The organism is Streptomyces antnestii, from assembly GCF_004005495.1.
GTDB classification, from domain to species: domain Bacteria; phylum Actinomycetota; class Actinomycetes; order Streptomycetales; family Streptomycetaceae; genus Streptomyces; species Streptomyces antnestii.
The window spans coordinates 15,664-34,877 of the sequence record NZ_RZYA01000002.1 but is presented as its reverse complement, the minus strand read 5'-3'; the positions used below and the strand labels follow the sequence as shown (position 1 = coordinate 34,877).

At 68.9% G+C, this 19,214-nt stretch carries 18 protein-coding genes and 3 pseudogenes; 7 read left to right on the top strand and 14 right to left on the bottom strand.

Annotation, left to right across the window (positions count from 1 at the left end; translation table 11 throughout):
* Window positions 1–276 precede the first annotated feature (276 nt).
* From EOT10_RS04830 to EOT10_RS04810, 5 genes are all read right to left on the bottom strand, one after another.
* Window positions 277–1,476: a hypothetical protein gene (locus tag EOT10_RS04830; protein ID WP_431313257.1), complete on the bottom strand. Its 1,200-nt coding sequence runs from the start codon at window positions 1,474–1,476 to the stop codon at window positions 277–279.
* Window positions 1,477–1,804: 328 nt separating this feature from the next.
* Window positions 1,805–2,263 carry an SRPBCC family protein gene (locus EOT10_RS04825; RefSeq protein WP_127826802.1) on the bottom strand — a complete coding sequence of 153 codons (459 nt, stop codon included), beginning with the start codon at window positions 2,261–2,263 and terminating at the stop codon, window positions 1,805–1,807.
* 104 nt (window positions 2,264–2,367) lie between these two features.
* Window positions 2,368–3,354, bottom strand: a complete 987-nt coding sequence (locus EOT10_RS04820; RefSeq protein ID WP_127826801.1) for an aldo/keto reductase — start codon at window positions 3,352–3,354, stop codon at window positions 2,368–2,370.
* A 172-nt stretch (window positions 3,355–3,526) separates the two neighbouring features.
* Complete coding sequence (locus EOT10_RS04815; protein WP_223280802.1) at window positions 3,527–3,910, bottom strand: thioesterase domain-containing protein; 384 nt, start codon at window positions 3,908–3,910, stop codon at window positions 3,527–3,529.
* A gap of 345 nt (window positions 3,911–4,255) precedes the next feature.
* Entirely contained in the window at window positions 4,256–5,026 is a 771-nt protein-coding gene (locus tag EOT10_RS04810; RefSeq protein ID WP_223280801.1) for a LuxR C-terminal-related transcriptional regulator, read from the bottom strand.
* A gap of 489 nt (window positions 5,027–5,515) precedes the next feature.
* Between EOT10_RS04810 and EOT10_RS04805 the strand changes: the two genes are divergently transcribed.
* The 3 genes from EOT10_RS04805 (at window position 5,516) to EOT10_RS04795 (ending at window position 7,244) form a co-directional block, all read left to right on the top strand.
* Window positions 5,516–5,737: a hypothetical protein gene (locus EOT10_RS04805; protein ID WP_127826799.1), complete on the top strand. Its 222-nt coding sequence runs from the start codon at window positions 5,516–5,518 to the stop codon at window positions 5,735–5,737.
* A gap of 81 nt (window positions 5,738–5,818) precedes the next feature.
* On the top strand, window positions 5,819–6,340 hold the full coding sequence (locus EOT10_RS04800; RefSeq protein ID WP_223280800.1) for an NAD(P)-dependent oxidoreductase: 522 nt from the start codon (window positions 5,819–5,821) through the stop codon (window positions 6,338–6,340).
* A gap of 253 nt (window positions 6,341–6,593) precedes the next feature.
* Complete coding sequence (locus EOT10_RS04795; protein WP_127826798.1) at window positions 6,594–7,244, top strand: M15 family metallopeptidase; 651 nt, start codon at window positions 6,594–6,596, stop codon at window positions 7,242–7,244.
* 211 nt (window positions 7,245–7,455) lie between these two features.
* On the opposite strand, the pseudogene EOT10_RS41765 reads toward EOT10_RS04795, so the two are convergent.
* Window positions 7,456–7,811: pseudogene (locus EOT10_RS41765) on the bottom strand (transcriptional regulator); the annotation flags it as partial.
* 192 nt (window positions 7,812–8,003) lie between these two features.
* Window positions 8,004–8,585 carry a DUF4142 domain-containing protein gene (locus EOT10_RS04785; protein WP_127826797.1) on the bottom strand — a complete coding sequence of 194 codons (582 nt, stop codon included), beginning with the start codon at window positions 8,583–8,585 and terminating at the stop codon, window positions 8,004–8,006.
* 226 nt (window positions 8,586–8,811) lie between these two features.
* On the opposite strand from EOT10_RS04785, the gene EOT10_RS41760 reads away from it, so the two are divergent.
* Complete coding sequence (locus tag EOT10_RS41760; RefSeq protein WP_223280799.1) at window positions 8,812–9,084, top strand: hypothetical protein; 273 nt, start codon at window positions 8,812–8,814, stop codon at window positions 9,082–9,084.
* Between the two features lie 23 nt (window positions 9,085–9,107).
* Window positions 9,108–9,650, top strand: coding sequence for a hypothetical protein (locus EOT10_RS04780; RefSeq protein WP_488803545.1), 543 nt, complete (start codon window positions 9,108–9,110; stop codon window positions 9,648–9,650).
* A gap of 946 nt (window positions 9,651–10,596) precedes the next feature.
* Here the strand turns inward: EOT10_RS04780 and EOT10_RS04770 are convergent.
* On the bottom strand, window positions 10,597–11,058 hold the full coding sequence (locus tag EOT10_RS04770) for a DUF4240 domain-containing protein (RefSeq protein ID WP_127826795.1): 462 nt from the start codon (window positions 11,056–11,058) through the stop codon (window positions 10,597–10,599).
* A 1,053-nt stretch (window positions 11,059–12,111) separates the two neighbouring features.
* On the opposite strand from EOT10_RS04770, the gene EOT10_RS04765 reads away from it, so the two are divergent.
* Entirely contained in the window at window positions 12,112–12,504 is a 393-nt protein-coding gene (locus EOT10_RS04765) for an SgcJ/EcaC family oxidoreductase (protein WP_127826794.1), read from the top strand.
* Between the two features lie 16 nt (window positions 12,505–12,520).
* Here the strand turns inward: EOT10_RS04765 and EOT10_RS04760 are convergent.
* The 6 genes and pseudogenes from EOT10_RS04760 to EOT10_RS04730 form a co-directional block, all read right to left on the bottom strand.
* Window positions 12,521–12,802, bottom strand: a pseudogene (locus EOT10_RS04760) (IS5/IS1182 family transposase); the annotation flags it as partial.
* A gap of 489 nt (window positions 12,803–13,291) precedes the next feature.
* Window positions 13,292–14,467: a UDP-N-acetylglucosamine--N-acetylmuramyl-(pentapeptide) pyrophosphoryl-undecaprenol N-acetylglucosamine transferase gene (locus EOT10_RS04750; protein WP_127826793.1), complete on the bottom strand. Its 1,176-nt coding sequence runs from the start codon at window positions 14,465–14,467 to the stop codon at window positions 13,292–13,294.
* Between the two features lie 117 nt (window positions 14,468–14,584).
* A complete protein-coding gene (locus EOT10_RS04745; protein ID WP_127826792.1) occupies window positions 14,585–15,661 on the bottom strand; it encodes an IS110 family RNA-guided transposase in 1,077 nt (358 codons plus the stop codon).
* Window positions 15,662–16,655: 994 nt separating this feature from the next.
* Window positions 16,656–17,069, bottom strand: a pseudogene (gene merB / locus EOT10_RS41750) (organomercurial lyase); the annotation flags it as partial.
* A gap of 12 nt (window positions 17,070–17,081) precedes the next feature.
* Window positions 17,082–17,273 carry a hypothetical protein gene (locus tag EOT10_RS41745; RefSeq protein WP_223280797.1) on the bottom strand — a complete coding sequence of 64 codons (192 nt, stop codon included), beginning with the start codon at window positions 17,271–17,273 and terminating at the stop codon, window positions 17,082–17,084.
* 87 nt (window positions 17,274–17,360) lie between these two features.
* Window positions 17,361–18,224, bottom strand: a complete 864-nt coding sequence (locus tag EOT10_RS04730; RefSeq protein WP_189491193.1) for an RNA repair domain-containing protein — start codon at window positions 18,222–18,224, stop codon at window positions 17,361–17,363.
* Between the two features lie 253 nt (window positions 18,225–18,477).
* Here EOT10_RS04730 and EOT10_RS04720 point away from each other — a divergent pair, with 253 nt between their 5' ends.
* On the top strand, window positions 18,478–19,134 hold the full coding sequence (locus EOT10_RS04720) for a class I SAM-dependent methyltransferase (RefSeq protein WP_127826791.1): 657 nt from the start codon (window positions 18,478–18,480) through the stop codon (window positions 19,132–19,134).
* Window positions 19,135–19,214: the final 80 nt, after the last annotated feature.

The following is a 19,214-nucleotide window of genomic DNA, read 5'->3' as shown; positions in this document are numbered from 1 at the left end:
CTCTCTCTGGTTGAGGGGCGAGGATTCGTGGGGCGTGACCGACTCATCACGTCGCGGCCGGCCGCCCATCCTGCAGGAACGCCTGCGCGACCGTGGGCGACCATGGGCGACCGCCGAAGACCAGATGAACGTAGCTGTCTCTGCGAGCCATGTCGATATTGCAATTTCCTTGTCCACGTGGCTTCTTGCGCAGGTCCTTGCGGGAACTGGGGCGGCGACGCGGCCTGCCTCCGTAGAAGTCCGCATCGGCCCATCACGTGCCGAGAAGCATGGGCACTAAGGGAGTTGCTCATGCGGAGCGACGGGTCCGCGCCGGCGGGGCATTCCCGGCTGCCGCCGCATCGCGTCGCGGTTACGGGTGCCGTTCATCGGCCACAGCAGGACGTACGCGGCTGAGCCGACCGCGAAGGCCAGCCGGATCAGCCCGCGCGCCGAGTCGTCCGGCACGATCAGTGCGCTGCCGTACAGCGAGACGAGCGCGGTCCAGCTCACCCACGGCACCAGTCTGCGCTGCCCGACGGCGTCCCAGATGAGGGTTCCCAGCAACACGGAGGCGCTGTAGTACGTGTAGACGCTGGGATCGAGCACGATGCGGGCGTCGGCGGCCGCCAGCACCACGGCGGGCCAGCGGCCACGGCGGACGGCGAACGCGCCGAGGCCGGCGCCCAGCGCCATCTGGACGGGGCGGTCCCACCACGGGGTGACAGGGTCGTTCACCCCGAACCAACGCAGCGCCGAGGCGGGCTGGTTCGGGATGGTGAAGTGGGCCGCCGCCAGGGTGTGCAGGTTGCCGAGGTAGAACGGCAGCCAGGCCACCGCCACCAGCCCGACCACCCACACCGCCGAGCGCGGCCAGCTCCTCTTCGGCATCGCCAGCAGCAGCGGCAGGAACGCCACCGCCCACGGCTTGGAGTCCACCGCCAGCGCCAGGAAGACCGCCGGGGCCGTGCTCCGGCCGCGTACCAGCGCGCCCAGGGCCAGGGTGGTGAAGAACAGCGCCATCACGTCGTCGAGGTGCGCGAACCGCACCGACACCTCGACCCACATCGGAATGAACGCGAGCCCGGCGATCAGCACCCGCTGCTGGAGACGTTTGTGGTTGACCCCGGTGCCCAGATTGTGCTCGGCGGCCATGCGCCCGATCAGCACGAGCATCCACAGCCCGAGCCCCGACATCGCGGCCTCGGCGAGGTTCTCGCCCACATCGGGCGGGAACGGTGAGAACACTGCCGCGCACAGGAAGCTGACCGGCCCGATCTGCAGCTCCGGGTGGTTGGCGTAGAGCGCGAGACCGCCGCCCGGCACCTGGTCGAAGAGCAGTTGCTCACCGGTCTTGAGGTAGTGCCAGGACACACCGCCGTGGCGTTCCGCGACGAAGAACCAGCACACTGTCCAAGCGGTCAGCAGCGCGTGGTGCCGGCGCACCGGCCATCGGCCGATCCGGCCCACCCGGTCGCTCCGGGCAGCGTCGTACACGTCATGTCCCTCTCGTCCGGCCGCCCGGCCTCCGGCGGTGGCGGCGCGATGACGAGCTCACGCGGAGATCGTCACGTGTTACAGACGGGCAGCGGCCGTGACCGGTTCATCAACAACCCTGGTGTTCAGGTGTGATTCGGGTAAATTTCATGTCAACTCGGCGACGAAGCGCCCGGCCGGGAGGTGACGCGCTGTCACCGCATCCGGGCCACGGTCAGCGTCCCGCTCCGACCGGACCCGGCCGGACCCGACCGACACCTCCACCACGTCGGTCCCGTGCCGTTGAACGCACAGGTTGCATCAGGCACCCACGTCGACGGGCACGACGTCAGGCCGGCCGCTCCAGGCGGGCCGCCAGAACACGGGCCCTGGCCTGCTGGACCGCCCCCGCCTGGGAGGCGGCGAAGCGGAGCAGGCCCGGGGGCGTCCGCAGGTGCAGCGTGTCGATGACGACACAGCCGGCCTCATGCCGGTCGATGGTGAAGCGGTAGCTCATGTGGACCCGGCCGGGGCTGCGGACCTCGCCGGAAATCTCGGCGGACTCCGGAAGACCGTCCGAGAAGGCGACGAGCGTGACGCCGATGATGTTGTCGTGCCGTAGGACGCCGAGGAACCGGAAGCGCTCCACGGCCGTGTAGTGCACGGTCCCGCCGCTGCGGCGCACGTCGCGGACGGCGACGAGGAGCGGCGACAGGCCGACGTAATGCGACGGTTCGGCCAGGTGCGCGAAGACCTCCTCAGGCGGCGCCGCGATCCGGAACGTGTGTTTCAGCTCGGTGGACGGCACCTCGGCCCCTCCTCGATACGGTGTGGTGGCACGGCGATCCTCCCATCGCGGGCGCCCGTACCCCCAGCCCGCTCCGGGCCCCCGGAGCGACAGTTCACGGAGCGTCAGTTCACGGAGTCGAGCTTCGCCCGTTGTTCCGCGGTCAGTTCGAGGTCGACCGCGCCCAGGTTCTCATCCAGCTGGGCCACCGACGAGGCACCGACGAGGGGGAGGACCGGGATGTCGCCGCCCATCAGCCAGGAGAGCACCACCTGGTTGACGGTGGCGCCGGTCTCCGCCGCCACTTCGCGGATCGCCGTCAGGCGCGGCTGGGTGCCGGCGTGCTCGAAGCCGGGGCCGAGCGGCTTGTCGTCCCTTACGTACGCGCCTGCGATCAGCGGCGAGTACGAGACCTGCGTGAGCTCCGGGTTGGCGCGCAGGTAGCTGAGGAGGTCGCCGCTGACCAGGCCCTGGTTACCGTCGGGCGAGCGCAGGCTCGGGATGTCGGTGCGCTGACGCAGGTAACTGTGGTGGTGCTGGAGCACCTCGTAGCCGGGCACGCCCGCCGCCGCGGCGAGGGTGCGGGCGCGCTCGATGCGCCAGGCCCAGTGGTTGCTCGCGCCGAGAAGACCGGCCACACCGTCCGCGACCACGTCGGCGAAGCCCTGGACGGTCTCCTCCAGCGGGGTGTTCTCGTCCATGATGTGCGCGTACAGCAGGTGGATCTTCTCGATGCCGAGGCGTTCGCGGCTGCGCTCCGAGGACTCGCGGATGACCTTGGCGGACAGGCCCTCCACGTCCCGGCTGAAGCCGGTGGTCGCCTGGTTGGGGCGGGCGCCGAGCTTGGTGGCGATGGTGATCTCGTCGCCGACGCCCCGGCTCTTCAGCCAGCGGCCGACCAGCTCCTCGCTCTCGCCGCCCTGGGTGCCGTTCACCCAGAACGCGTAGTTGTTGGAGGTGTCGATGAACGTGCCGCCGGCTTCGGCGAACCGGTCGAGGATCGCGAAGGAGGTGGACTCGTCGACGATCGTGCCGAAGGTCATGGTGCCGAGGCTCAGCACACTGACCTCGCGGCGGGTTTCGGGGGAGCTTCCGATGACGCGGTACTTCATGACAGGTCCTTTCGGATGGGGGTGGTGTCCAGATGGGGCAGGAGAGAGAAGTGGCCGCCCGCGCAGACGCGCAGGCGGAAGGCTCCGGTGGTGTGGGTGCGCCAGGCCGGCGCCTGCGGCGGGCTCGCCGACTCGGGGATCGATGTCGCCGGTCAGGGCCGTGATGGGACAGTCAAGCGGCGTGGCACCGCGGAAGGGGTACGTCTCGGTTGCCACGTAGTCGCTGCGGACAGCGGACAGCGGACAGGATCGCGGGCGGGAATCCGGCGTCGCGGAGCCGGCTGGCCAGCTCGAAGGCGAGGGAGGCGCCCATGCCCTGCCCCAAGACGCCGAACGGCTGGCCTGGATAGGCGTCCTGACTGTGAATCAGCTCGGTGGCCACCAGGTCGGCCGGCTCGTGCGGCGACTCCGCGCACGGCTCGCCGAACCGCCCCTGACGGCCCGGCCGCCGCGGCGTGCATCGGGCATCCGGGCGGGTGCGTGAGCGGCGGTACGTCGGGCACGGAGATGGCGCAGTCAGCGACGGACGTGGCGTAGACGGAGACGGATGGGGCATAGACGGAGACGGATGGGGCGTAGACGGTCAAGACCCGTATTCCTTTCGCCGGGCGGACTTTCGCCGGGGCGGACGGTGGGAACGCGCCATGACGTGCGCCCCGTACCGTACGAAGAGCACGGCACGGGGCGCACGAGAGAAGAGACAGGGCACGGACCACCGGGATCATGACCCGGGACGTGGGCCCAGCGTGGCGCGACGGGGAACCAACCGGTCTGCGCGGTGCGACGGCCGAGAGACGGCCACACAGGAATGGTGCTGCGGGCACAACGTACATGACGCCCGGGGGAAGTTGAAGCCGTATCCCCGCCGTCTGGCATGTCACGCCGTCACTCCGGTACGTCGTCACTCCGGTACGTCGTCCAGGAAGTCGCTCTTGGCGATCAGGTACGCCAGCTGCGCCCGGCTGCGGCTCCCGAACAGCTCCGCCGCCCAGCGCATGTGGTTGGCCACACTGCGGGTGCTCATGCCGAGCCGGGCCGCGATCGCCTCGTCCGTGTGGCCGTTGACCATGTGCCGAAGGATCACCCGGCGCACCTCGTCCGTCAGCAGCGGGGGCAGCCGGGTGCTGGGGAAACTGCGCAGCGGCGACGCCCGCTGCCAGGTGTGTTCGAAGAGGCCGACCAGGTACCGGACCACACCCGGATGCTCCACGGCGAGCGCGGTCTCGCTCCGCTCCAAGCCGGGATCGGGGATGAAGGCGACCTTGCGGTCGCAGATGATCAGCCGGTCGAAGACTTCGTCCAGTGTCCGCACCTCTCCGCCCGCCTGCACGATGTGCTCGACGTACGTGAGCGTGGGCTGGTGAGAACGGATCGTGTGCTGGTAGATCGTCCGCTGCGACACACCCCGCTCGATCGCCCCGAGATCGCTGGCAAGCGCCTTGTCCAGCAGCTCCTGGGGGCGTCCGCCGCCGGGCTGCGCCGTCAGCAGTTCCTCCCGGCAGGCATGCACCGCCGCCGAGAGGGTGGCGCTGATCGCGTTGGCCCCCTGGACCACGCGGATCAGATGTGACTCCCCCTTGCCGTAACTGTCCAGATAGATCTCCTGCGCCTGGGCGACGGCGGCCCGCATGGCCGCCAGAGCGTTCCTCTTCTCTTCGATGGCGCGTTCCATGTGGTCCATCTGGGCGCCGGCTGCCAGTCGCGGCGGGATCGGGGCCAGTGTCCCGTCCGGCACACGCTGGACGAGCCCCAGGTCGAGCAGGCATCGCGGACACTCACCGCGTGTGGGCCGACCCTGCAGCGCATCCGAGTAGTACTGAAGGCCGTCTGCGCAGATCTCGACGGTCTGACCTGCGCCCCCTTCGTTTCCAATGTCTGCTCTCGTGCACATTTTCCCACCCTGCTGGTTCTCGCACTGCAGGATCATCCTCTCCGATCCGCGAGACCCGGGGCGCAAAGACAACGCAAGATTTCGGCCGGGGAACCACCCACGTCCGAACCATGCAGACCAACTCCGACCAGGTAAGAAAGCAAGGCAGAAAGATGAGATCAGCACGATGACCGCACCAACGAGCCTGCCTCTGCACGCCCTCGCCGAGGGCAACTTCACCGCGACTAGTGCGCCCGTAGAGTGGTGGCAGACGAGAGAAGAGATCCTCCGATGGACTCCCGTATATCGCGCATACGCTCCAAGTTGGCGAAGGCGCCGTACCAGGCACAGCGCAGCCACTCGATGGGCGCCGAGCGCCATCAGTTTCGCGTTGGCCCGCGCGTCAGCTCCGCGCAGGCGGACACCTTCGAGGGTAAACACCACATCGCCTTGCCGTCGGCCTACCGCGAGTTCCTCGTCGAACTCGGAGGCAGCGGTGCCGGCCCCTTCTAGGGCCCGCTTCCGCTGGAGGACTGCAGGCTGTTCACCATGGACCGGCAGCCTCCAGACGGCACCCCGCGGGGATTCCATCACGTGGACCACCCGGACGCGCTGCAAGGAGACCGGTTCCTCCACATTGTCGAGATGGGCTGCACCGACCTGTGCCTCATCGGCGTGACCGGGCCGATCATGGCCGCCTACGACTCCGGCGCCCAGCCGGGTGACTTCTTCACCGCCGCTGCCCACGCTCTCCTCGATGGGCTGGCGCGAGCGGGTGTGGGACGGTTGGTCGCTGTCGGCCTGGCGGCAACACTGGAGACCGATGACGGGATGCCTTTGATGGACACTCCGGGCTTCCCGCAGGAATACCGGCCCTTCCGCCTCGCTCATGCGGCCGGGACATCTGTGCTGCGTGCCTCGGTGACTGCTCTGGACTGGCTGATCGTCAGCCCGGCCGGTGACTTCGACAACGCCGGAGCGCGCTCCGGCCGGTACTCCGTGACCGGTGTCAACATGGCCAGCTGCATCTCCCACAGTGACTTCGCGCTCGCCCTGCTCGACGAGATCGACGCCCCTCGTCACCACCACACGCACATTGGTGTTGAAGGAGCGTGAAGGCGCATGAAGGAGACATGAGGGAGGCAGGCGGCTCCAGATGTCGCCGGTGAGTAGGTCTGGGTCACCTTGAGTGGTCGCCGGGGGCGTATCGGCTCCAGGGGCCTGGCCTGCGGGCGATTGCCGGGTCACGGCCGCTTCCGCGATCGACGGCAGGTCCTGGCCTGTAGGCGCCCGGCGGTTGGGGGCTGGTCGTGCCGACAGCACGCGGGGGCGATCTCGTCGTAGGGCCGCGACGTTTAGGCTCAGGATCATGATCCTGCTGAGTGATCCCCAGGTGGTCAATATCCCGGTGCAGGACTGCGGCGAGCCTCTCGCAGAGATCGCTTCGGTCCCGGCGATTGCACTGGACTCCCGGGAGCGAGACGAGGAAGGGGCGTACGGCCGGGTCAGGACCGGCGTGCTCGAACGTCTCGGTTCGGCCTCCGAGCGGCTTCCCGACGGCGTCAGGTTCCTCGTCATAGAAGGCCATCGCAGCAGCACCGAGCAGGCGCGGCGGTTTGCCCTCTACGAGAACCGCCTACGCCGCTCAGGCATCACCGACCCTGTCGACCTGCGGCGCCGGGCCAGCGCCTTCGTCTCCCCGGTCGAGGTGGCGCCACACTGTGCCGGGGCGGCCCTCGACCTGACGCTCATTGATGCCGACGGCGTCGAGCTGGACATGGGTGGCGCCGTGAACGGCCACCGCACCGGAGACGAGAGGTACTGTCCGCTGGACGCCCCGGGACTGTCCGACCGAGCACGCCGCAATCGCGACCTCCTGGCCCGAACCATGGGCGACGCCGGCTTCATCAACTACCCCACCGAGTGGTGGCACTGGTCCTACGGTGACCGCTACTGGGCTCTGATCACGGGGGAAACCGCCGCTTGCTACGGCCCGGCGGAGATCACCCGGCGCGGATGACCGGCGGGCACGGCTGACTGGGCGGGCACGCGGGTGCAGGCGCCGTCTGGGGGCAGGTCGCGGTGCATCGCGACAGCCGTGCTCCTGGCCTTCGCCTCGACGGCCCTGCCGGCCCGTGCCGCGCAACGAAGCGGGGCGGGGGCGTGGGTGAGCGCGCGACCGGCGGCGGACCGGCCGTCCGCGCACCAGGTCCGGGTCCGGGTCCGGAGCGTTATGACGGCTCTGTGTTCCGGCCGTCCGCCGCTGGTCTCCACCCGTCCTGCGCCCGGACGAGCACGTCGGCCGCGGCGGTCCGGTGGTAGAGCAAGCACCGACCGGCCCGCCCGGCGCCGCTGTGCCAGTCCCGAGTCGAGCAGCACCCTCAAGTGACGGCCTACAGAGACAAGTTGCTGCCCGGCCAGGGCGACGAGCTGCGTCGTGCTCTTCGGTGTGTCGAGCAGCGTCAGCACCGTGGGGCACCGGGGTCCGCTCCCCCTCGGCCAGCGCTCCCGCGCACGGGTAGCCCCGGTTCGGGGTGACGAGCAGGAACATCAGACCCGTCCCCGCGACCTTCATCGGTGGGTAGTCGAAGGACGCATGGGCCGCCCGCAGTTGGGCCTCATGCGCATCATCCCGCACCCGGCGGCGCCGGGGGGGGTGACACAGGACAGCCGATCAGTGACACAGATCGGCATGGCCACCAGGAGAAACAGGCGGTTGATGACACTGCCCGGAGGACTGTTGTGGCTGGCGGCGCGGAGGGCCCGCGCCGAGACGCCGTCACTGGTTTCGTCCAGGCGATGACGAGCTGACGCCGGGGCTGGCGCTGGGCGACGCCGAGGCCAGGCATGACCGCAGCAGGCTCAGGTGCCGGGCCACGACCGGGCGCGCCTGCCGGGCCGCAGCCGTCACCTTCGGATCTCGGCCGGCGGTGATCTCGTGGTCGATGAGCGTGAGCGTGTCCTGGTGGCCGGCGGCCTCGGCCGCCAGCCATTGCGCGTCGTAGGCGGGGGTCCCGGCGTGCTCGTCGATCTGGGCGAGCTGCTGCTGCTGCGCGGTGGTCGGCCCCTTCGGCAGCGTGATGTGCAGCTGGGCCGCGAGCTTCTCGGCTCCGGCGTCGAGCGCGGTGTGATCGCGAACGAGGACCTCCCCGACCTTCTGGGTGCAGGCGCCTGTGGCCTTGCGCTGCGCGTCCTTGCCCGCTGCGATCTCGGCGAGATTGCCCTGGTGAACGGTCTTCAGGAAGGAGCTGTCCAGTGCGGAGGCGCTCGGTCCGGTGCTGCCGCAGGCGCTCACGGCTACCGCGAGCAGCAGCGCACCCGCCGCCGCGGCCAGCTCCGGCCGCAACGCAGTTCGTCGCATCGTGCACTCCTTCGCATCCGCCGGCAGCCGCGCTCCGCACGGGGGGACTGGGTGAACGGCGGCCCTGCTGCCCCGGACACCCCGCACCGTCCAGCACACCCGGCCGTCATCAGCCGCGCACCCCAGGCGGCGTCTACCGGGTGATTCTCGTGCCCAGAGCGATACATCGTTCCCTGCCGGCTGGCCAGGACCTGGGGAATTACGTGACGCCGGCCCGGGAAATTACGTGACCGTTCGCAGAAGCCTGCTGACCGGCGGCATCAAGCCGGCCGCGGGGGCGGCGGTGCTCGGCGGCGGCGGTCTGCTCGCAGCAGTCCCGCACAGGCAGCAGTGGCCAATTCGCCGAAGTTCTATCTGCCGGGCGGGCGGCAATCCGGTCCGGAGCCGGACACTCCATAAGCCCTACGGGGCGATGCAGTCGTTCGCCTACGACAGCGTCAACGGCCGCATCTACTTCGCCCAGCACAAGCGGGCAGCAAAACCGGGGATCTCTGGCTGAGCAAGACGAACCTGTCCGGCACAGTGCTGAGCACCATGGCTCTCAAGAGCTTCGGCCACGGCTCGTCAATGGGAGTGAAGGCGACGGGCGCGGGCAGCAGACCCTACCTATGGATCGAAAGCCACTCGGCCAACGACTCCGGCAACCAGGTCGCCCGCTTCCGCTGGGTCGATGGCGGGACGCTGAAGACTACGGACGCCTCCACCTACGACCGAACCCCCAGGGTCTCCAGCTTCGTCCACAGCCCACAGCCGACGGTGGGCCTCACCGACCACGACCTCTTCCAGGGCATCACATCCTGCGGTCGCTACGCGTATCTCCTCTTCGGCAGCCCGAACGGCTCCTCCTACCTCGTCACTCTCGACCTGAACGGCACCGGGTCGAGCTATGTCGAGAAGTTCCGCACGACCGCCGGAAGGTCCCTCCCGGGCCGCGAGCCCCAGGGAATCGCCATCTGGCGGGTCGGCAGGGCGCCCAGGCTCGCCTTCGGCTTCTCCTCGAAGACCGGCTCGCCACCGGCCACCTTCGACTCAAGCATCTTCTACAAGAGTGACTTCCGGGCCTGACCGACGGATGAGGCGATCGCCCGGCACCTCGGCGTCGGCCGCTCCGCCCTCCACCGGACGCCGGCCGCGCACGACGAAGCCGCCGCCACCACCGACAAACCTCGTGTTGCCGACCGCTGACACTCTGCTGGTCGACCGACAGCTGATCGACGACGTCGACGTGCCTGCGTGTCGGCGTATCAGCGTATCGGCGTGTCGGCGTGTCGGCGAACGGACTTGACGATGTGCCAGCTCACTTCACTGTTCGCGGTGTCCAAGTCGGCGGCGGACCGGACCGCATCATCGACCATCTGAGGCCTCAGCCTGCGCGGAGGCTGCCGCCTCGAGCAGGGACCAGCCGTCGATCTCCCTCACCCGCCGCCCCTCCGGCTGCCACCCGCGGGTCAACGCCGTGTCGAGCAGGGCTCGGACGGCGCCGGGTTCGTGCAGGTTCAAGGAGGCGCCCCGGGTGTACCCCACGTCCCCAGAGCCCAGGGGAGCCCCGCCCGGGACGTACCGGCCCGGACCCTGGGTGAAGACAATGCGCAGTGAGCCGCCCGTGCCGGCCGGCTGCGTATGCAGCGTGAGGGTCTCGCAGCATGACCGGCCGCTGTCGGCCACGCTGTGGCTGTGACGGAGCGTCCACAGATACGTTCGCCCGTCGGCAATCAGTCGACGGGGCTTCTTCGGATGGCGGGGCACGGAGCCGAGGGTACTTGGCTGATTCACGAGCCGAGGGTGCCTCCGGCGCCGAGCACGCCGCCTACCGGGTGTGCCCCGGATTCCCCGGGAAGCTGCCCGTCACCCGGGAGATCAATGTGGGGTGATTCTCCCTCAGCACAGCGCAATCGCACGGGTGTTGAGGCTCCTTCTCGAGATCAACTCCGCTGCTACCTTGGTCGTCCCTATGGCGCTCCGGAGTGCAGGCGGCGGAAGTCTTCAGATCGCCGGACAACGCAGCAAACCATTACATGTGTGGCCACCCGTCCCTGTTGGAGTAGCTCTCGCAGCGGTACCGGGTTGAGCGGTCCCACTCCTTCCCGGTAGCGAGTTCGTATGCCTGATCCGGCACATACAGCAGCCACTCCCCGTCACACTCGGTGGAGGTGTACGGGGCGAACTTGTCGACGTCGAAGAAGACCCCTTCCCATACGGCTTGTCCTGCGGCGACTACAGCGCAACGGGCGTACAGGAACCCGTCGGCGCACTGCGGGAAGGGGGTGCCGTTCCGGCCCGTCATGTCGGCAACGGGAAGCGTCCCGAACTTCTCTTGGTCCAGGCGATAGAGAGCCTCGGCATGTCGTTCCGCGAAGCCGATGATGTCGGGGACGGAACGGCGGCTCAGCTCCTCGGCCAGACGCTGGCAACTCGCCTGCGTGACTTTGCCGTTCAGGGTGGCAATCAGCGCCCAGAAGGCGGCCCATGTCATTCTCACTGGCGCAGGATGCCAGAGCCGTCCGACATCCACAGTTGACATCAACGAGGCCGGACGGCGGCACACAGCGGCGGCGCCTATGGGAGACGGCCGAACCGGCCGACGACGGCGCCTGGGGCAGGAGTTGATCGAACTCCTCAAGCGGTGTTCCCGAGCACGCATGCGCAGCAGGCCACAACTGGACCTCTCCCGTGAGCATGACATCCTCCCCACGTGATCGATTCTCCGTGGACGGCACTCACCCGGGTCGAGCATGACCTGATGATCAGTGCAACTGAGGCGTGGGGCATCCTCGCCTACGCGACGAACGGCACGGACGAGGACGGCCGACCCTTCGATCTCCCGTGTGTCGTGCTCGGTCTTGTTGACCGCGGTTGGGTACAAGTGCACCGCTTGGAGCCTTGGACCGCGCCGGATGGACAGAGAGGGGCGACGTACAGCGCGCCACTCCACCGTGCGGAGATCCCAGAAGTCCTCCGAGATCCGGCGACGTGGGACGACCCTGAGCAGCCGAGCTGGATCGGAGCTGTCACGCTGTCGGTCACAGAGACATGGCGAGCACTCAACCAGCGAAGGGACCAAGGCACCGCGTAACGCCAGAAGCTCACAGACACAGATCTGAGCAGACCGCGGGCTTCTTTCGCCTCGCTGGGCAGCGAGAGCGCCGCCGTCCCGACCGAACCCGAGTCCGCTCCCGAGCCGTCCCACCGCCCGTACTTCGGCTTTCGCGCCGGCGGGTGGCGGCTGACGGGCGAGTACGTGCCGGCCCGACTGCTCGCGCTCGCCACGACAGGATTCGGCATCCTCGCCGCCTGCTGGTTCCGGTGAGCCGCCACCCCGACGGAACGACAAGGGGTGCCCGACCCGTGCACAACGGAGGTTCCTCAATCCCCGTCCCCGGCTCGGGCATCAAGATCGGCATGCCCGTCGAGCCGGCCGACCACGAACTCGGTCGGTCCCGCGGCGGGTTGACCAGGACTTGTACAGGCGATCTCGACGGCTGCGGCCCTTGACCTCAAGCTGACTTGAGGGCTCAGGGTGATCTGCATGAACACCGAAACCGCAGACATCAAGGCCATCGAACAGGTCGTGGCTACGGTCGAGCGCACTCAGCGTGCCAAAGACGTCGAGGGGTTCCTCGCGCTCTTCCATCCCGACGCCCTCTGGACGACTGCCCATGGCAAGGTCCTCATCGGCTTCGACGCGATCACCGAGTTCACCCGCGCCGTCCTGCCCAATGCGAGCTGGGACGGCAAGGTCACCTACGAGGCAGTGCACACGCAGTTCCTGCGGCCCGACGTGGTGGCCGTCAAGGTCCGGCAGGTTTACCACTCCGCAGACGGCGACACGGAGGGCGCCCCTCTTTACGTCATGACCAAGCAGGAGGACGGGAGCTGGTTGCTGCACGCCGGCCAGAACACCGAAGTGCGGGTCGATTAAGGACCCGTCCGAGCGATCACGTACGGAGCCAGATGACCACGGCTGCCGCGGTGGCAGTGCCGAGGAAGACGTAGCCGCGCTTGTCATAACGGGTGGACACAGCCCGGGACTGCTTCAGCTTGTTGATCGCTCGCTCGACGGTGTTGCGTTTCTTGTACCGCTCCTCGTCGAAGCCGGGTGGCCGCCCGCCGCGTGAGCCTTTGCGCAGGCGGGTGGCCTGGCGGTCGGACTTCTCCGGGATGGTGTGCCGGATGCCGCGTCGGCGCAGGTAGTCACGGCGAGGTCCGTTGCTGTAGGCCCAATAGGCGTACGACTCTCGTAGTAACCGGGCCTACCTGCGCAGACGCGGGATCAAGGCGACGATCCCAGTGCCCTCGGATTGGGTCCGCAACCGCCAGAGGCTCGGCTCCCGGGGCGGTCGGCCACCGAAGTTCGACAAGACCGACTACCGCGAGCGGCATGCCGTGGAGTGCGAAATCAACCGTCTCAAGCGCCACATTGGATGACATCGTCATGCCGCCAGCATGATCAGCAACGACGCGTCTTGCTCGCGGAAATCAGACAACGTTGTGCGGCACGGTCAGCACTTTCGCAACACGCCCTAGACACTCACCTGCGGGCAGAGCGGAGCGATCGTGCCGCGCACCGAGGAGGACCCCGGGCGGGCGCGCGGAATGCGACTGCTCGGCATGATCTGGTCCCCTATCGATGCCGCCACCATGATGGTCAACTGCCATCCCGCGAGGCTGCCGCAGTACCGCGGGCCCGACCGGTCAAGCTGGCGCTGTTACGCGACGCGGGCGGCCTCGAGGAGCACGTCGACGAGCCGCTCCGCCGCGTCGGGCCGCCCGTGTTCGCGGGCGGCCCGAGCCATGCCCGCACGCCGGGCCGGGTCGGTCAGGAGCGGTCCGAGCGCCGCCTGCAGACGCTCCGGGCTCGTCTCTCCCTCCAGAGCGACGGCGGCACCGGCTTCCTGTAGGTGGCGTGCGTTGTGCGCCTGCTCGTTGCCCGCCGAGGAGGCGAGCGGAATGAACACGGCAGGCTTGCCGAGCGCCGTGAGCTCCGCGAGGGTGCCCGCGCCGCTGCGGGACACAACGACGTCGGCCAGAGCGAGTACGTCCGGCAGCTCCGGTCCGACGAAGCCCGTCAGGTGATAGCGCCCCGACAGCGCTGCGGGCAGGGACGCCGCAACGGTGAGCAGTTCGTCGACGTTCGCCGGACCGCACTGGTGGACCACGTTCGCGCGCTCCAGCAGCCACGGCAGCGACTGGGCGATCACCTGGTTGATCTGCTGCGCGCCCTGCGCGCCGCCCGTCACATAGAGGGTGGGCAGGCGCCGGTCGAATCCGGTCAACTCCAGTGCGGTAACGGCCCTGTCGGCGTTGCCGGTGAGCACCTCCGGCCGGATGGGGTTGCCCGTGACGACGGCGGCCGCGCGCACGTCCTGCGGCAGCAAGGGGAGGGAGGACTCCGAAGACACCGCGATGCGGGTGGCGGATCCGGCAAGCTTCCGGTTGGCCAACCCCAGGCGCACGGTCTGTTCGTGCAGGACGAGGGGGCGCCTGCACAGGCGGGCGGCGAGGCCGGCGGGGACGGCGACGTATCCGCCCGTGGCGAGGACGACGTCCGGGGCGAAGTCGGAGATCCGCGACCGGGCCTGCGCGACGCCGAGCGGTACGCGCGCCATGTCCTTCACGTTCGCCGGGCCCAGCATCTTCAGCGGGTTCGACGAGCGGCGGATCTTGCCTGTGGCGACCGTGGTGAACGGGATGCCCTCGGCGGGCGCGACGCGCGCCTCCAGGCCCTCGGCCGTACCGATCCACAGGACTTCCAGGCCACGCCCCTCACCGGCGAGCCGGTTCCGCAGGGCACGCACGGCGGTGAGTGCCGGGTAGGTGTGACCGCCGGTTCCACCGCCCGTCACGACGAGACGGAACGGCGGAGGCGTGGCGCTGCTGGTCACGAGACAACATCCAATCTGGCTGCGAAGGGCAATGCCCGTCGTACTCGACGTCCGACCGGGAGAGGACGGGTGGCGAGGCGCAAGCCTTCCACATCCGCCCACTCCCCTGTGAAGCTTCTATATCCCGTCAACCCCAATCGGCGCAGCGGCGTTGTTGAGGTGGCGATAGAGGCGTCGGGCGAGGTATCGCTTGAGGCAGCGGCGGATCTCGCGGTCTGTCTTGCCCTCGGTGCGCCGTCGGTCGGCGTAGGCGCGGGTTTGGGGGTGATGCACCATGCGGACCATGGCGATGACGTTCAGGGCGCGGTTGAGACGCCTGTCGCCACCGCGGTTGAACCGGTGGCGGGTGGTGTTGCCCGAGGAGGCGGGAATCGGGCTCACTCCGGCGAGGGCGGCGAACGCGGCCTCGTTGCGGATCCGACCTGGATGAGACCAAGCGACCAGGACGGTGGCGGCGGTGACGGGACCGATTCCGGTTTCCTCAACCAGCTCGGCGGCAGGGCTGGCGTCGACCAACTCGCCTATCCGGTTCGTGTTGTCCGTGATCTCTGCATCGAGGACGAGGATCCTCTTGGCGAGACGGACTGCCTCGGTGCGGGCCGTCGCGGTGGCGAGGTCTTCCTCGCGGGGACGCCAACGAGCCATCTCGCCAACCTTCTTGGCACCGAGGGAACGCCGGGCATCGATGCCGAGGTCAGCGGTGCGCACCAGGGCGGTCAGGGCGTTCACAGCCCTGGTTCGCTCGCTGGTGAGTTCGTCCCGCGCGGTGAGGAGGATCTGGGCTGCCGCGCGGATCCCTTCGTCCATCCGCGGGTTTCGCAGCTGTTCTTCGGGGAGCGGAAGCACGGCTGCCGCTATGCGCCGGGCATCGATTGGGTCGGACTTGCCGATTCCGCGGCGCCCGCCGCGGCCCATGCGGGCGGCCTCGGCCACCCGGTAGCCGGCAAGGGCGCTCTGGCGGGCAATCTGGGCCCCGTAGCTGCCGATGCCTTCGATAACCCACAGGGCGCCAAGGTCCCCGCCGGTGCGGCGTCCGACCCAGTTGATCGCGCGAGCCCTGCCGGCGTGGGTGTTGGGGAATGTCTCCGTGTCCAGGTGCTCGCCGTTCGCGGCGAGGACAGCGTAGGTGTGGGTCCTGGCGTGGGTATCGACGCCGATGACGAACGAACGTGTGTGGGCGACAATGGTGTTCACGCGATCGGAATTCCTCTCCGTGAGACGGTAATCGCGGTCGCTGCGGACCGGCGCCGTGCCCGGGAGAGGTCACTTCGAGGCAGAACTGTGATGGGCCACGGCCCCTTCAGGGTCGGGCAGGCTTCTTATCAGGCCACCGAGGTGGGCCGGGTCGACGCCGGCCGCCCGCCGCAGTCGGACAGTTCATAGGCAGGGCACCCTTTGGGGCCACTTTCGTCACGAGTCACGACAGCGACGGGGCGACCGACGTCAACCTTGCCAGCCGGTCCCGGACCAGCCAGGTAAAGACTCACAGTTTCGTCAGACGAGGCGAGGCGAGGCGTGGGGATCGGGGTTCGGAGAACGTGCCGTCGCGGAGCATCGCGAACAGCACGCTGTAGTGCGACGGCGCACTGAACCGTATCCGCTACACTTGATCTTGAGCTGGTCGCCGCAACTCCGGTCGGCTGGTGTTGCGTTGGTGGTCCAAGGAAGGACGTCCCGCTTCCTGCGGGGAAATGCAGGTGCAAGGCCTGCCCGGCGCTCGATCATGTGGGGCCCGTCCACGCACTGCGCGGACGGGCCCCACGCATTCCCCGGCAGACCACGTGCTCCGCAGCCGTTGGCGCTGAGAGCGATCAGGGTCAGGGCGTAAGGGTGCCGACTCGGTCGGTTCTCGTACTCGCGGCGGGCTTGCGCTGGGCCAGGACTGCGGGGATACCTTGGCCGCCGTCCTCGGCCGTGACGGCCGGGCGGCGTCCACCCCTTGTTGCCCTTGGCTTCGGCGGCGCGCAGTCCGTCGTAGGTCAGCTCGCGCTGGAGGTCTCATTGGAGTTCGCCGGCGGCGAGGGTCTGCACCATGAACTTCAACTTCACGGTGGACAGCAGCTCGCCGATGCGTGGGTGGGTGGCGGGCGGTGAGGTCCGTCGCGGAGAACGCGCCGTCGTGGATGCGCAGCGCGACCTGGTCGCGGTGGAGGGCCGGCTTGGCTCCGCGCCGAGCGGCGTACGGATCTCAGTCGGGCAGGCCCCAGAACGAACCGTGCAGGCCGACTTCGGCGAAGTAGGAGGCTGCGGCGGCGGGGTCACGGCGGACATAGCCCGCGTCCAGGCGTCCGGTGTACCAGTCGCCGGGGAAGCGCCACAGCGTGGGCAGATCCATGACGTAGCCGCGCTCGTGGCTCGTCTTGTGCAGCCAGGTGTCGACGCAGTCGGTGGAGCAGAACAGGCGCTGGTTTCCGCAGGTGTGCACGACGTCGTCCCAGGCCCGGCTCATGGGGGTGAGGAAGTGGGCCACCTGGTCACCCTTCGGGGGCGCCTCCCGGCCGACCACCCAGGCGTGCGGGGTGCCACAGGCCATGCAGCGGGTGGCGACCAGGACGTCAGGCTCGTCCTTGAGCAGGTGAGGCAGGGCGAACGAGTCCCAGGCGCCGCCGCCCCACTACAGGGTGCGCGTCCCCATGACGGAGAAGCCGAGCGGTACAGAGGCGAAGGGGTGGGCCATTCCGATCTGGTCCTGGTCCTGGTCCTGGTCTTGCGGGTCCAGGACCACATCGTGGCGTGCGTCGAGGGTGCGCATCTCCTGTCGCACCCGGTCGGAGGCGAGTGCGGTGAGTGCGGAGAGCTCCGGCACACTCGGCGCGCGTCCGGTGCGGGCAAATCAGCGGTAGACGGCCCGGCGCACCCTCTCGGCCGCAATGATTCGCCGGACAGGCTCTGGCTAGACGGGAGGTGACGGCGGAGAGTTGCCCGGAAGGGCCGGATTCTCCGGGCGACGTACGTTACCGCTGCCGAGCAGTACGCGGGCCCGGACCCGCATCGGCTCGTCGCCGCGCCGGGAGAGCAGGACCAGTTCGTCGACCCGGGCCGTCATGGAGCCGAGGAGGGCCTCCGCCTTGGGGGCGAGGAGGCGCGGGTTCGGGGTACGGCCGAGGGACAGGTGCGGGGTGAAGCCGTGCGCGTGCGATCCGCAGAGCGGAAAGCGGAGCTCCAGGGACTCCCGCAGCCGCGCCCAGGGCTCGTGATCGGCGGCGGCCGGGTCGAGCCAGACGGTCGCGTCCTCGCGGTGTCCGAACCAGCGGACGCCCGCCAGGCGGGCGGTGAACGGCGGCGTCTCGGCGAGCGCCGCGGCGACCAGCGGCAGGGCCCGGGCGAACTCGCCCTCGGGGACGAAACCGAAGAGCACGTTGACGTGCGGCGGCCAGCGGCGGATCTGCCGGTCGTGTTCGCGGCGAATATGCTGGATCGGCGGCCACAACTTGGCCGGCGGCAGCCAGGCGACGGCGGTGCGGTTCGTCGACGGGACGGCGAGGACGTCGCCGGGTGCCGGGGCCGGCACGGGACCGACCGGCCAGACGAGGGTCTCGTCGAGCCGGTCGATGCCCAAGGCTCGGTCCCAGACGACCTGGCCGTCCGCCTCGAAGAACACCACCCGGTGCCAGGGGATCTCCCCGCCCGGTACGAAGTCGCCGAGCAGGACCCGCTTCGGCGGGGCCCCGCGCTCGGCGATCCCCATCACGAACCGCTCAGGGTCGAAGCGCGGGTCCCAGAGCACCCGGTGGTAGACCTCGTCGCTGGTGTGCACGTCAGCACCTGCCCTCGACTATCAGGGTGACGCGCGCCCGGTCGGTCCTGCAATCCAGCGCCCGGCCCGCCCCCCACCCCGCTGCGGTTACGGCAGGACAGCGAAAGACAGCGGCGATCTTCGCCCCGGATTCCCACCTCGGACACCAGGGGACACGTAACCCGCGAGTAGGACTGTTGGCGCCCGCCTGAGTGTGCTGGCTTCCGAGACTTGGTGGACTAGGTGGACTAGGTGGACTAGGTGGATTGGGTGGATGAAGATGCTGTCGCCTTGTGTCCTTCGGGCCCTTGAACGGTTCAATGCCGCTTATCCGTGGGATCACAACGCCCACTACCACCGCTGGATCCTGCGGCAACTACCGAGACGCTTCAACAATGCCCTGGACGTCGGCTCTGGGAGTGGTGACCTCGCACGGCTCCTGGCCGGACGTGCCTCCGCCGTGAAGGCAGTCGATTCTGATCCGGTGATCACCGCTCAGGCTCAGGAGCTGACACCTGCTGCGCTTCCCGTGGCTTTCACCGTCGCGGATGCAGTGGCCGAGTTCCCTGCGGGCTCCTACGACGTCATCACCTGCGTCGCCACGATCCACCATCTGCCGTTCGCCCAGACACTCACCTGTTTCCGCCGGCATCTGGAGCCCGGAGGAACCTTGGTGGTCGTCGGCCTGTCCCGCGCCCAGACCTCTGTTGACCATTTGCTTGGTGGCGCTGCCATTGCGGCGAACGTCGTCATGGGCTGGCTGAAGAACAGAGGCCGTCCCTCGCCGCGGCCCGTCTCTATGACGGCTCCTACTCGCTCAGCGGACATGACCTTCGACGACATCGTCCGTGAAGCCGGAGACGTCCTCCCCGGAGCGCGGATACGGCGACGGCTGTTCTGGCGCTATACGCTCGTATGGAATCACCCCTGAGCAGCCCTGGCCTTCTTCGACCCGTTGTCGGTGCGGGGGGGGTGGGCCAGGCAGCGGGTCATCGTGGTGATGAGTGCCCA

Bases quoted from the DNA above. Each gene is read 5' to 3' on its own strand.
- EOT10_RS04820 (WP_127826801.1), bottom strand. From the start codon at position 3,354: ATGAAGTACCGCGTCATCGGAAGCTCCCCCGAAACCCGCCGCGAGGTC.
- EOT10_RS04815 (WP_223280802.1), bottom strand. From the start codon at position 3,910: ATGCCCCATCCGTCTCCGTCTACGCCACGTCCGTCGCTGACTGCGCCA.
- EOT10_RS04810 (WP_223280801.1), bottom strand. From the start codon at position 5,026: ATGGAACGCGCCATCGAAGAGAAGAGGAACGCTCTGGCGGCCATGCGG.
- EOT10_RS04805 (WP_127826799.1), top strand. From the start codon at position 5,516: ATGGACTCCCGTATATCGCGCATACGCTCCAAGTTGGCGAAGGCGCCG.
- EOT10_RS04795 (WP_127826798.1), top strand. From the start codon at position 6,594: ATGATCCTGCTGAGTGATCCCCAGGTGGTCAATATCCCGGTGCAGGAC.
- EOT10_RS04785 (WP_127826797.1), bottom strand. From the start codon at position 8,585: ATGCGACGAACTGCGTTGCGGCCGGAGCTGGCCGCGGCGGCGGGTGCG.
- EOT10_RS04770 (WP_127826795.1), bottom strand. From the start codon at position 11,058: ATGACATGGGCCGCCTTCTGGGCGCTGATTGCCACCCTGAACGGCAAA.
- EOT10_RS04765 (WP_127826794.1), top strand. From the start codon at position 12,112: ATGAACACCGAAACCGCAGACATCAAGGCCATCGAACAGGTCGTGGCT.
- EOT10_RS04720 (WP_127826791.1), top strand. From the start codon at position 18,478: ATGAAGATGCTGTCGCCTTGTGTCCTTCGGGCCCTTGAACGGTTCAAT.